This is a genomic window from Devosia sp. CAU 1758 (genome assembly GCF_054482695.1).
This window is the reverse complement of record NZ_JBTLRJ010000002.1, coordinates 720,787-733,976: the sequence shown is the minus strand read 5'-3', so window position 1 is coordinate 733,976 and position 13,190 is coordinate 720,787. Positions and strand designations below refer to the sequence as shown.

Genomic DNA, 13,190 nt, shown 5'->3' with positions numbered 1-13,190 from the left:
TCGGAAAAATATCGTACCTTCCCTCTTGCGGCAGAGGCCATTGCACGATTTTATCCCCTGTTAGCGCACCTAGATAGACCTACGGGCTCTGGTCCCAATGCTGGTGCGAGACAGGGAGACTGAATCAATGAAAATTTCGACCCTTACCAAGGCCATCGCTGGCGGTGTTGCACTGAGCGCCATCATGGCAAGTGCCGCTTTCGCCGATGCCGCGCTGGTTTATGACGGCGGCGGTAAATTCGACAAGTCGTTCAACGAAGCTGCCTATAACGGCGCCGAGATGTTTAAGGCCGAAGGCGGTGCTTATCAGGATCTGGAAATCTCGGGCGATGCCATGCGCGAGCAGGCCATCCGCCAGTTCGCTTCGCGCGGCAACAACCCGATCGTGATGCCGGGCTTCTCCTGGGAAACCGCCCTGCGCGCCGTCGCTCCTGAGTTCCCCGATACCAAGTTCACCATCATCGACTCGGTTGTCGACCTGCCGAACGTGCAGTCGGTTGTGTTCAAGGAACAGGAAGGCTCGTATCTCGTCGGCGTTTTGGCTGCTATGCAGTCCGAAAGCGGCAAGATCGGTGTCGTGCCGGCCTTCAATTTCGATCTTCTCGAAGCCTTCGCCTGCGGCTATGCCCAGGGCGCCAAGTCGGTGAATGCCGACATCGAAGTGCTCGAGACCTATGTCGGCACCGGCTTTGATGCCTTCAACGATCCGGTCAAGGCCACCGAAGTTGCCAAGTCCCAGCTCGATCAGGGCGTGGACGTCATCTTCCAGGTAGCCGGCGGTGCCGGTGCTGGCGTGCTGCAGGCCGCTGCTGACGCTGGCAAATACGGCATTGGCGTCGACAGCAACCAGAACCATCTGCATCCCGGTTCGGTTCTGACCTCGATGATCAAGCGCGTTGACGTCGCCACCTATAACGCCATGAAGGGTGTTGAGGACGGCACCTGGGCGCCCGGCACCATCGTGCTCGGCCTCGCCGAAGACGGCGTTGGTGCCGCTTTTGACGAAAACAATGCAGATTTGATCACCGACGAAATGAAGGCGGCCGTCGATCAGGCTTCCGCCGACATCATTTCGGGCGCTGTCACCGTGCACGACTTCCGCACCGACAAGACCTGCCCGTCTCTCTAAAGTCCTTTAAAGGGGTTGGACTGCGATGACAGGTCTTAACCCGGCAAACGAGCAGCGGTCCTCCGGGGCCGCTGCCTCAGCGCTCGCTATCGAGCTTGTCGGCATCAATAAGCATTTCGGTCCGGTTCACGCCAACAAGGACATCCACCTGGCCGTCAAGCGTGGCACGGTGCATGGCATTGTGGGTGAAAACGGCGCCGGAAAATCGACGTTGATGTCGATCCTTTACGGCTTCTACACGGCCGACAGCGGCACCATTCATGTTGATGGCACGGTGCACAAGATCACCGACAGCCGCCATGCGCTGGCGCTGGGCATCGGCATGGTGCACCAGCATTTCATGCTGGTCGACAATTTCACCGTGCTTGAAAACGTGGTTCTGGGGGCCGAGGATTCTGCTCTGCTCAAGCCCACGCTTGATCGGGCGCGCGACCACTTGAAGCAACTCGCCCGTGACTACGGGCTCGAGATCGATCCCGACGCCATTGTGGAAAACCTTTCGGTTGGCCAGCAGCAGCGCGTCGAAATCCTCAAGGCGCTCTATCGCGGCGCCGAGACCCTCATCCTGGACGAGCCTACCGGCGTGCTGACGCCGGCAGAAGCCAACCATCTGTTCCGCGTGCTGGGCAAGCTGCGGTCCGAAGGCAAGACCATCATCCTGATCACCCACAAGCTGCGCGAGATCATGGCGATCACCGATGAAGTATCGGTCATGCGCCAGGGCGAGATGGTGGCAACCCTGGATACGGCCTCCACCAGCCCCGAACAGCTTGCCGAACTCATGGTCGGCCGCCGTGTGCTGCTGCGGGTCGAAAAGGGCCCGGCCAATCCCGGCAAGGTCATGCTCGACGTCCAGAACCTCATCGTCACCGACGATTTCAAGGTTCCGCGGGTCAAGAACATCAGTTTCCAGGTCCGCGCTGGCGAGATCGTCGGCATTGCCGGTGTGGCCGGCAATGGCCAGTCCGAATTGCTCGAATCCATTGCCGGCATGCGCGACCAGCTTGGCGGCTCCATCAGCGTCAATGGCAAGGCGCTCTCGCTCGACGGTGACGACGGCGCCTCCCGGGCGCGGCTGGCCGGCCTTGCCCATGTGCCCGAGGATCGTCTGCGCATGGGCCTTGTCACCAATTTCCTGGCCTGGGAAAACGCCATCCTCGGCTATCAGGGCAAATATGGCGAAGGCCCGGCGCTCGATATCGGCCAGGCCCGGGCAACCGCCGAGGAGTACATGAAGAAATTCGATGTGCGCCCGGCCAATCTCGATCTCAAGACGTCCAATTTCTCGGGCGGCAATCAGCAGAAACTGGTGCTGGCGCGTGAAATGGAACGCGACCCCGATGTATTGATCGTCGGCCAGCCGACCCGTGGCGTCGATATCGGCGCCATCGAGTTCATCCACAACCAGATCATCAAGATGCGTGATGCCGGCAAGGCCATCCTGCTGGTCTCGGTGGAGCTGGACGAAATTCGCTCGCTCTCGGATCGGATCCTGGTGCTCTTCGACGGGCATCTGGTCGGCGAAGCCGATCCGGCCACCGCCGACGAGACCGAACTGGGTCTCCTCATGACCGGTTCACATCCTGATCGTGAAGTCACCGAACCGGGTACCTTGCCCGAGCACGAAACGCCTGTGCAGCAGACGCTGGTGGAAATGAGCCCCAAAGATAATTCCGGCAGGGATACCAACTGATGACCCAATTGCCACGCTGGGCCGATGTCGTTCTCCTGCCTCTGCTCAATGTCACCCTGGCCTTCCTTGTTGGCGGCCTCATCGTCCTGGCCGTCGGGCAGAACCCGCTCCAGGCCGTGGGCATCATGCTCTATGGCGCCTTCGGTTATGGCTCGGGCTTCGGCTATACCCTCTATTACACCACCGATTTTATCTTTGCGGGCCTTGCCGTCTCGCTGGCCTATCATGCGGGCCTCTTCAATATCGGCCCCGAGGGCCAGGCCTATGTGGGCGGTCTGGGCGTCATTCTGATTGGCCTGGCGCTCAATGGCATGCACTGGGCGCTGGTCTTTCCGCTCATGATCATCTGCGGCGCCTTGTTCGGCGCTGCCTGGGCCTTTGTCCCCGGCTACCTGCAGGCCAAGCGCGGCAGCCACGTGGTGATCACCACCATCATGTTCAACTTCATCGCGGTCTCGTTGATGGGATACATCATCAGCCGCATCCTGAAGCCTGAAGGCGTCAATTCCGACGAGAGTGCGCCGCTCGAGGCCATCACGCGCGTGCCGCAACTGCGTGGCTTTATCGAACTGTTCCGGAATTCGCCGGTCAATCTCACCTTCTTCCTCGCCATCGCGGCGCTGTTTTTCGTCTACTGGCTGATCTGGCGCACCAAGTTTGGCTATGCTGTGCGGGCTCAGGGCAACAATCCCGTGGCGGCCAACTATGCCGGTATTTCCAACCAGAAGACCATCATGGTCATCATGGCCCTCGCCGGTGCCTTTGCGGCCATGGTCGCGGTCAACAATGTCGGCGGCGTGCAGGGTCGATTGATCCTCAATTTCGTCAACGGCGCCGGGTTTGTGGGCATTGCGGTGGCCTTCATGGGCAAGGGCCATCCCATCGGCGTGGGCCTGTCCGCGCTGCTGTTCGGCATGCTCTATCAGGGCGGCCAGGAGCTCGCGTTCCAGATGCCGGGCATTACCCGCGAAATGATCGTCACCATTCAGGCGCTGGTCATCCTCTTTACCGGAGCCATGGGCGATATGATGCGCGGACCGCTGGGGCGTATCCTCGCCCAGCCTGATCCGGCAGCGGGAGGCAGATGATGGAACAATACCTCGTCGATATTACCCTCATTCTCGACTCCACGACGCGCCTCGCCGTACCGCTGATCCTCGCGTCGCTGGCCGGACTTTATTCTGAGCGCTCCGGCATCATCGACATCGGTCTTGAAGGCAAGCTGCTCGCGGCTGCCTTCGCCGCGGCGGCCATGTCTGCGGTCTCCGGCTCCGCCTGGCTTGGCCTTCTGGCTGGTATTGGCGCGGCGCTGATGTTCTCCGGCATTCACGGCCTTGCCTCGATCAATTTCAAGGGCAACCAGACCATTTCGGGTGTGGCGCTCAATTTTCTCGCCGCCGGTCTCACCACCTTTCTGGGCCAGTCCTGGTTCAAGCGCGGCGGCTATACGCCTCAGCTTTCGGGTGACCAGCGCTTCAACCCGATCTCGCTGCCCTTTGCCGAACAGCTGCGCGATGTGCCGGTCATCGGACAGATTTATGGCGAGTTGATCTCGGGCCATAACATCATCACCTATTTCGCCTTCGCCGCCGTGCCGGTCACGGCTTGGGTGCTGTTTCGCACCCGCTTCGGTCTCCGCTTGCGTGCCGTGGGCGAAAACCCCAAGGCCATCGACACCGCCGGCATTTCGGTGACGCGCCTGCGCTACTCTGCTCTGATCATCACCGCTGTGCTGGTCGGGATCGGGGGCGCCTATCTCTCGATCGCCCAGTCTGCCGGCTTCAACAACAACATGTCGGCCGGGCGCGGCTATATCGCGCTGGCGGCACTGATCTTTGCCAAGTGGCGTCCCGGCCCGGCGCTGCTGGTCTGCCTCATGTTCGGCTTCCTCGACGCAGTTCAGTTCCGCGTCCAGGGCCAGGTCTTCCCCATCATTGGCGAAGTGCCGGTCCAGGCCATTCAGGCACTGCCCTATATCCTGACCGTGGTGCTGCTGGCCGGCTTCATCGGCCGCGCCGTAGCCCCCAAGGCCGCCGGCGCGCCCTATACCAAGGAGCGCTAGGCCCGCGGGCCTGGCGCCGGAGATACGATGATCATGCACGAGATGGACAAGGCCCTGTATGAGGCCGCCGAGGCCGTTCGCAAATACGCCTACGCGCCCTATTCGAAGTTTCAGGTCGGCGCCGCCATTCTCGCCGATGACGGCAAGATCTACGCCGGTTGCAATGTCGAGAATGCCGCCTATCCGGTGGGCAATTGCGCCGAACCGAGCGCCATCGCCGCCATGCTGGCCGGCGGGGGCAAGCGCATCCGCCGCGTCTATGTCACCGGCCCCGGCGCCACCCCGGTCACCCCCTGCGGCGGCTGCCGCCAGCGCATCCGCGAATTCGCCGATCTCGACGTGGAAATCGTCTCCCACGGCGTCGACGGCACCCCGCTGGTGCAGACAGTCGAGCAATTGCTGCCGCATTCATTCGGCCCGGAGTTCTTGGGGAAGTGACCAAGCCCGCCAAGACCATCCGCAAGATTGCCGGTAGCGAGCCCATCGCCGCAGCCCTGGTGCTCGGCTCGGGTCTCTCCGCCATTGGCGACTTGATGGATGACAAGGTCCTTATTCCCTATTCGGAACTGAAGGGCTTTCCGGGTGGTGGCGTGTCCGGCCATGGCCGCGATCTCATCATCGGCCACATGGGCGGCAAGCGCATCGCCGTCCTCACCGGCCGCGAACATTACTACGAACACGGCAATGCCGCCGCCATGCGCCCGGCGCTGGAAACCCTGGCCGATCTGGGCGCCGAGACGCTGCTGCTGACCAATTCGGCCGGTTCGGTCGATGAGCGCTTCCAGCCCGGCGACCTGATGCTGATTGCCGATCACATCAATTATGCCGGCATGAACCCGCTGATCGGTGAGCCCACCGACCGCCGCTTTGTGAACATGGTCAATTGCTACGACCTCGACCTGCGCGCCAGGGCGACCCGGCTGGCAAGCGACTTCGACTACCGCCTCGGGGAGGGGGTCTATCTCTGGTATTCCGGCCCGAGCTTTGAAACGGTCGCCGAAATCCAGATGGCCATGCGCCTCGGCGCCAATGCGGTCGGCATGTCCACGGCTCCCGAAGTCATTCTCGGGCGTTTCCTGGGCATGAAAGTCTGGGCCTGCTCGTCCATCACCAATATGGGCGCCGGCCTCTCGGGTGAAAATATCAGCCATGAGCATACCAAGCACATGGCCGTTGAAGGCGCGGAGAAGCTGAAAAAGCTCATTCCCGCGCTGGTGGAGGAGCTATGAGTCTCAAGGTCGTCGACACCGCGCGTTCAGAAGCCGTTCATAAGCGCAATCCAGGCTACCCCTTGGACCTCGATTGGGTCGAACGTGTCCGCATGAACCGCTCGGCCCTCGAACGCCGCGCCGGCTCCATCGGCGCCCGCCGCACGGTCAAGAAGGACTATCAATTGGCGTGGCTTCTCAAGGCCATAACCATGATCGACCTGACCACGCTCAACGCCGACGACACCGATGGGAGGGTAGAGCGCCTCTGCGCCAAGGCCCGCAATCCGCTGCGCGCCGAAATCCGCGAAAAACTCGGCGTTCAGGATCTCCGCATCCTCCCCGGCGCCGTCTGCGTCTATCACACCTTCGTCCACACAGCCGTCCAAGCCCTTGAAGGCACAGGCATTCCCGTCGCCGCTGTCTCCACCGCCTTCCCCCATGGCCTCGCCCCGGTCGAGACCAAGATCGCCGAAATCGAGGCATCGGTGAAGGACGGCGCCAAGGAAATCGACATCGTCATCGAACGCGGCATGGTCCTCAGAGGCGACTGGCAAGCGCTCTACGATCAGGTTAAAGCCTTCCGAAAAGCCTGCGGCGACGCCCATATCAAGACCATCCTCGGCACCGGCGAACTCGCCACCCAAACCAACATCGCCAAGGCCTCGCTGGTCTGCATGCTGGCCGGCGCCGATTTCATCAAGACCTCCACCGGCAAGGAAAAGGTCAACGCCAACCTCGTCACCTCGCTGACCATGATCCGCATGATCCGTTGGTTCGCCGAGGAAACCGGCATCGAGATCGGCTACAAGCCCGCCGGCGGCATCGCCACGGCCGGCGACGCGCTGAAATATATGGCGCTGATGAAGGAAGAACTGGGCAATACCTGGCTGCAGCCGCACCTCTTTCGCTTCGGTGCAAGCTCGCTGCTGACCGACATCGAACGGCAATTGGAGCACGGGCTGACCGGGCACTACGCCGCCGATTATCGCCAGCCGATGGTGTGATGAGTGTCGGGCGAAGCCCGCAAAACGGTCCAGTGGACCGTTTTGAACGAAGAACGCCCGGAGAGCTACGCTCGCAGGGCCCGGACTAAACGCTCACACGGCCTTACGTCCGCTAAGACGGAGCTTGGCCGGGAGGACCCGAAATGAACAAGATCGCGCAAATCTTCGATAGCCTTGAATATGGCCCGGCGCCCGAAACGCCCGATCAGGCCAATGCCTGGCTCGACAGCCATGGCCGCAAATTCGGCCATTTCATCAATGGCAAATGGACCAAGCCCGGCAAGACCTTTGCCAGCGACAATCCCGCCAGCGGCGACAAGCTGGCCGACATTACCGATGGCAGTGCCGCCGATGTCGATGCGGCGGTGAAGGCCGCTCGTACCGCCTTCAAGACCTGGGGCGCCCTTTCCGGCTACGAGCGCGGCAAATATCTCTATGCCATCGCCCGCGCCGTGCAGAAGCACGCGCGCCTCTTTGCCGTGCTCGAAAGCATGGACAATGGCAAGCCGATCCGCGAAAGCCGCGACGCGGATATTCCGCTGGTCGCGCGCCACTTCTACCACCACGCCGGCTGGGCCACCCATCTGTCGAACCAGTTCCCCGGCATGGTGCCTTATGGCGTCTGCGGCCAGATTATCCCGTGGAATTTCCCGCTGCTGATGCTCGCCTGGAAAATCGCCCCGGCGCTTGCCGCCGGCAACACGGTGGTGCTGAAGCCTGCCGAATTCACCTCGCTGACCGCGCTCCTCTTCGCCGAGATTTGCGAGCGCGTCGGCCTGCCCAAGGGCGTCGTCAATATCGTCACCGGCGAGGGCGACACCGGCGCCGCCATCGTCAATCACCCCGATATCGACAAGATCGCCTTCACCGGCTCCACCGAAGTGGGCAAGATTATCCGTGCCGCCACCGCCGGCTCGGGCAAGGGCCTCAGCCTCGAACTGGGCGGCAAGTCGCCCTACATTGTCTTCGAGGACGCCGATCTCGATAGCGCCGTCGAAGGCCTCGTCGAAGCCATCTGGTTCAATCAGGGCCAGGTCTGCTGCGCCGGCTCGCGCCTTCTGGTGCAGGAAAGCATCGAGGAGCGCTTCATCGCCAAGGTGAAGACCCGCATGGCCAAGCTTCGCGTTGGCGATCCATTGGATAAATCCATCGACATCGGCGCGCTGGTCGCCCCGGTGCAGGTCGAGCGCATCAAGGACCTGATGAAAAAGGGCGTCGCCGAAGGCGCCGTGGTCTATGAGCCCGATGGGCAGGTCCCGGCCAAGGGCTGTTTCCTGAAACCCGCCCTTGTCACCAATGTCTCGCCCGCCAATACCTTGGTCGCTGAAGAGATTTTCGGGCCGGTGCTGGTGGCCATGAGCTTCCGCACCCCCGAGGAAGCCGTGGCGCTGGCCAACAACACCAAATACGGCCTAGCCGCGACGCTCTGGAGCGAAAACATCAACCTGGCGCTCGACATTGCCCCCAAGATCAAGGCGGGCGTCGTCTGGATCAACGGCACCAACAATTTCGACGCCGCCGTCGGCTTCGGCGGCTACAAGGAATCTGGCTATGGCCGCGAAGGTGGCCGCGAGGGCATGGGTGCCTATCTCAAGCACAACTGGGAAAAGGACCTGAAGCCCGCCCCCGCTCTGGCCCCGGTCAAGCCCGGCGATGTGCTGGGTTCCGGCGCCATCGACCAGACCGCCAAAATGTATATCGGCGGCAAGCAGGCTCGCCCTGACTCTGGTTACAATCGTCCGGTCTTTGCTCCCAACGGCACGGAAGTGGGCGAAGTCGGCGAAGGCAATCGCAAGGATATTCGCAACGCCATTGAAGCCGCCCGTACCGCCCTCGGCTGGGGCACAACCGCAGCGCACACCCGCGCGCAAATCCTCTACTTCCTCGCCGAAAACCTCGACTATCGCCGCGACGAATTCGCCGCTCGCATCAAGGCGCAGACCGGCGAGGACGGTGCAGGGGAGGTTCAGGCCTCCATCGAGCGTCTCTTCGGCTTTGCGGGCTGGGCCGACAAATATGATGGCGCCATTCATAACCCGCCACAGCGCATGGTCGCTGCGGCCATGGTCGAGCCTCTCGGCGTTCTCGGCATAGTCGCGCCCCCGTCGCGTCCGCTGCTCGGCTCGGTCGCCCTGCTGGCCCCGGCCATCGCCATGGGGAATACAGTGGTGCTGGTCCCCTCCGACCGGTCGCCGCTGTCGATGACCGACTTCTACCAGGTGCTCGAAACCTCCGACATGCCCTCGGGCGTCGTCAATATCGTCACCGGCGACAGCGTCGCTCTGGCGAAAACCTTGGCCGAACACGACGGCGTCGATGCCCTCTGGTGCGCCGGCAATGCCGAAACCTCCGCCATGGTCGAAAAGGCCTCGGTGGGCAATCTCAAGCAGACCTGGACCAGCCGCGGTCTCTACTACGATCTCGCTGACCCGCGCTTTGCCGGCGAGTATTTCCTCAGCCGGGCTACGCAGGTCAAAAACGTCTGGATCCCATACGGAGTCTGAACCAATGGCCGAGAAAATCGAAATCGAAAATGTCGGCCAGCCCGGCAAGATCTATCGGGTCGACGCTGACAAGTTCACTGCCATGAAGGCGGCTGTTCTGGCCGCCTTGCCCGATGAGGCGCCCGGCATGTCGGTCACCGATCTCATTGGCGCCGTCCGGCCAAAACTGCCGCAGGACCTGTTCCCCGGCGGTGAAAAGGCCGGCTGGTGGGTCAAGGCGGTTCAACTCGATCTTGAGGCCAAAAAGGTCATCGCGCGGGCTGACAAGCCGCCTGTCCGGCTCTACAGGCTCTAGGCCCTTCCATGGTTTTTCTTCCCCAGGAAGTCATCCTGAAAAAGCGCAATGGCGAGGCCCTGACGCAGGATGACATCGCTCAGTTCATAGCCGGCTTTGCCGGTGGTTCGGTGTCCCAAGCTCAGGCCGCGGCCTTCGCCATGGCGGTCTATTTCCAAGACATGTCGATGGAAGAGCGCGTCGCGCTGACCCTGGCCATGCGCGATTCTGGCGCCGTGCTCGACTGGTCCGATCTTGATGGCCCGGTAGCCGATAAGCATTCGACGGGCGGCGTCGGCGACAATGTTTCGCTCATGCTGGCGCCAATCCTGGCCGCCATCGGCGTCTATGTGCCGATGATTTCCGGGCGCGGCCTTGGCCATACCGGCGGCACGCTCGACAAGTTCGACGCCATCCCCGGCTATACCACCAGCCCCGATAACACCCTGTTCCGCAAGGTTGTGAAGGAGGCCGGTTGCGCCATCATCGGCCAGACCGCCGATCTCGCGCCAGCCGACAAGACCCTCTATGCCATCCGCGACGTCACCGGCACGGTCGAATCCATCGCTTTGATCACTGCGTCAATCTTGTCAAAAAAGCTCGCTGCCGGCCTCCACGCACTGATCCTCGACGTGAAAACCGGCTCCGGCGCTTTCATGCCGACGCTGGAAAAGTCACGCGATCTGGCGCAGAGCCTCGTCACCGTCGCCAATGGCGCGGGCTTGAAAACTGGGGCGCTCATCACCGATATGAACGAGCCGCTGGCCTCCGCCGCCGGCAACGGCCTCGAAGTCCGCAATGCCGTCGATTTCCTCACCGGCAAGCATCAGGACCCGCGCCTGCGCGAGGTCGCCCTGGCGCTTTGTGCGGAACTCGTCCTGATGACAGGCAAGGCCACCTCGCTGCACGACGCCCGCCTCCAGGTCGAAAAGGCCCTCGATTCTGGACGCGCCACCGAACATTTCGCCAAAATGGTCGCGGCCCTGGGTGGTCCCGTGGATTTCATCGATCACATGGACACTCACCTCGCACCCGCTCCCATCATCCGCGACGTTTTTGCACACGAGCAGGGGACCATCAACACCATCGACACAAGCGGTGTCGGCATGGCGGTGGTCGCGCTGGGCGGTGGCCGCGCCACCCCCACCGACGCAATTGACCACCGCGTCGGTTTCGACCGGCTGGCTCCGCTCGGCGCCATTGCCGACAACGCCACACCCATCGCCCGCATTCATGCTGCCGACGAGGCCAGCGCCAGCGACGCCGAGGCGCGAATCAAGCGCGCCTATGGATTTGGCGAAATTGCGCACGCCTTTCCGCTGATAGCGGATCGCATCGTGCCCCAGGAGTAACGTCCATGCCCCGCGCCATTGTCTGCCTCCTCGACAGCGTCGGTATCGGCGGCGCACCCGATGCCAATGCATATGGCGATGAAGGCGCGAACACTGTCGGCCACATCGCCGAATGGGCTGCCGCGGGCAAGGCCGACCGCGCCGGCTTGCGGACCGGCCCCCTCAACGTCCCCAATATGGACGCCATGGGCCTTGGCGCGGCCGTCAAGCTCTCCACCGGCTCCTTGCCGCCCAACCTGTCCGATACCCCGAGAGGCGGTCGCTTCGGTGTCGGCCGCGAAATCTCCAAAGGCAAGGATACCCCTTCGGGCCACTGGGAAATCGCCGGCGTCCCGGTGCCCTTCGAATGGGGCTATTTCCCGCAAACCCAGCCGACATTTCCGCCCGATCTGATCGCCGAATTCGTCCGACGCGCCGATCTGCCCGGTATTCTGGGCGACAGGCATGCCTCGGGCACCACGGTCATCGCCGAGTTGGGCGAGGAGAGTATCCGTAGCGGCAAGCCGATCTGCTACACCTCCATCGATAGCGTCTTCCAGATCGCCGCCCACGAAAGCCATTTCGGCCTCGAACGCCTCTACGACATCTGCCGCATTGCCTTCGAATTGACCGAGCCGCTGAAAATCGGCCGCGTCATCGCCCGCCCCTTCGTGGGCGAGAGTGCCGAAACCTTCAAGCGCACCGGCAATCGCCGCGATTTCGCCATTGCCCCGCCCGAGCCGACCTTGCTTGATCGCAACCAGGCCGCCGGCAATCAGGTCTATGCCATCGGCAAGATTTCCGACATCTATGCCGGCTCCGGCGTCACCCACAAGATGAAGGGCACCGGCATTCATCAGCTCTTCGAAAAGACCCTCGATGCCATGGAAATGGCTGCCGATCGGGCCTTCATCATGACCAATTTCGTCGATTTCGATAGCGAATATGGCCACCGCCGCGACGTGCCCGGCTATGCGGCGGCGCTCGAACTGTTCGACTCTCGTCTGCCCGAGCTGATTTCAAAGCTGCGCCACGATGACCTGCTGGTCCTCACCGCCGACCATGGCAATGATCCGACCTGGCCGGGCACCGATCACACCCGCGAACAGGTGCCGATCCTCGTCTTTTCCCCAGCCCTGCCCATGGGAGAGATTGGCATTCGCCCGACCATGGCTGATATAGGTGAAAGCATAGCTGCGTGGCTGGGACTGGCCCCCGGCCGCCACGGCAAGAGTTTTCTCTGAACCAACAGACAAGAGGTGTGTCGATGAGCAGAACCGAAGGCAATGTGACGGTCATCGATCACCCGCTGATCCAGCATAAGCTGACCATCATGCGCAACAAGGAGACCTCCATTGCGGGGTTCCGGCGCCTGCTGCGCGAGATCGCGCATCTGATGTGCTACGAGGTTACCCGCGATCTCGAGCTGGAAATGATCCCCATCGAGACGCCGATGTCGCAGATGGACTCGCCGGCCATCAAGGGCAAGAAGCTGGTCTTCGCCTCCATCCTGCGCGCCGGCAATGGCCTGCTCGATGGCATGCTCGACCTGGTCCCGGCCGCCCGCGTCGCCCATATCGGCATCTATCGCGATCACGAAACGCTGGAGCCGGTCGAATATTATTTCAAGGCGCCCAGCCACCTGGAAAATCGCCTGATCATCGTGGTTGACCCCATGCTGGCCACCGGCAATTCGGCAACGGCAGCCATCGAAAAGCTCAAGGAGCGCGGCGCCAACAACATCCGCTTCCTCTGCCTCCTCGCCGCGCCGGAGGGCATCGCCAATTTCTCCAAGGCCCATCCCGACGTACCGGTCTTCACCGCATCGATCGACAGCCACCTCAACGAAAAGGGCTATATCGTCCCCGGCCTGGGCGACGCCGGCGACCGCATGTACGGGACGCGGTAAGCGGAAAGGATTTCCGATCCTCTCCAAACCACCGATCGTCACTCCCGGGTCAGGCCCGAGGGCGAGGAGTGTG

The 13,190-nt window shown here is 62.3% G+C and carries 11 protein-coding genes and 1 pseudogene; all 12 read left to right on the top strand.

Annotated features, from left to right (window positions below; translation table 11 throughout):
- Positions 1-127 precede the first annotated feature (127 nt).
- On the top strand, positions 128-1,129 hold the full coding sequence (locus ACXYMS_RS09610) for a BMP family lipoprotein (RefSeq protein WP_458905759.1): 1,002 nt from the start codon (positions 128-130) through the stop codon (positions 1,127-1,129).
- 25 nt (positions 1,130-1,154) lie between these two features.
- A pseudogene (locus ACXYMS_RS09605) lies at positions 1,155-2,705 on the top strand (ABC transporter ATP-binding protein); the annotation flags it as partial.
- Between the two features lie 116 nt (positions 2,706-2,821).
- Positions 2,822-3,910, top strand: coding sequence for an ABC transporter permease (locus tag ACXYMS_RS09600; protein ID WP_458905757.1), 1,089 nt, complete (start codon positions 2,822-2,824; stop codon positions 3,908-3,910).
- Positions 3,910-4,884: an ABC transporter permease gene (locus tag ACXYMS_RS09595; RefSeq protein WP_458905756.1), complete on the top strand. Its 975-nt coding sequence runs from the start codon at positions 3,910-3,912 to the stop codon at positions 4,882-4,884. The genes ACXYMS_RS09600 and ACXYMS_RS09595 overlap by 1 nt, the downstream gene beginning before the upstream one ends.
- Positions 4,885-4,911: 27 nt before the next feature.
- Complete coding sequence (locus tag ACXYMS_RS09590; protein WP_458905754.1) at positions 4,912-5,322, top strand: cytidine deaminase; 411 nt, start codon at positions 4,912-4,914, stop codon at positions 5,320-5,322.
- Complete coding sequence (locus tag ACXYMS_RS09585; RefSeq protein ID WP_458905752.1) at positions 5,319-6,113, top strand: purine-nucleoside phosphorylase; 795 nt, start codon at positions 5,319-5,321, stop codon at positions 6,111-6,113. Before ACXYMS_RS09590 ends, ACXYMS_RS09585 begins: the two co-directional genes overlap by 4 nt.
- Positions 6,110-7,099 (top strand): deoxyribose-phosphate aldolase, encoded by a 990-nt coding sequence (deoC, locus tag ACXYMS_RS09580; RefSeq protein WP_458905751.1) that lies wholly within the window; start codon positions 6,110-6,112, stop codon positions 7,097-7,099. Before ACXYMS_RS09585 ends, deoC begins: the two co-directional genes overlap by 4 nt.
- Before the next feature lie 143 nt (positions 7,100-7,242).
- The gene (locus ACXYMS_RS09575) at positions 7,243-9,603 is read left to right on the top strand and encodes an aldehyde dehydrogenase family protein (protein ID WP_458905749.1); all 2,361 of its coding nucleotides are present in this window, start codon (positions 7,243-7,245) and stop codon (positions 9,601-9,603) included.
- 4 nt (positions 9,604-9,607) lie between these two features.
- Positions 9,608-9,898: a DUF6958 family protein gene (locus ACXYMS_RS09570; protein WP_458905747.1), complete on the top strand. Its 291-nt coding sequence runs from the start codon at positions 9,608-9,610 to the stop codon at positions 9,896-9,898.
- Between the two features lie 8 nt (positions 9,899-9,906).
- Positions 9,907-11,229 carry a thymidine phosphorylase gene (gene deoA, locus ACXYMS_RS09565; RefSeq protein WP_458905745.1) on the top strand — a complete coding sequence of 441 codons (1,323 nt, stop codon included), beginning with the start codon at positions 9,907-9,909 and terminating at the stop codon, positions 11,227-11,229.
- A 5-nt stretch (positions 11,230-11,234) separates the two neighbouring features.
- Entirely contained in the window at positions 11,235-12,452 is a 1,218-nt protein-coding gene (locus tag ACXYMS_RS09560) for a phosphopentomutase (RefSeq protein WP_458905744.1), read from the top strand.
- 23 nt (positions 12,453-12,475) lie between these two features.
- Complete coding sequence (gene upp / locus ACXYMS_RS09555) at positions 12,476-13,117, top strand: uracil phosphoribosyltransferase (protein ID WP_458905743.1); 642 nt, start codon at positions 12,476-12,478, stop codon at positions 13,115-13,117.
- Positions 13,118-13,190 lie beyond the last annotated feature (73 nt).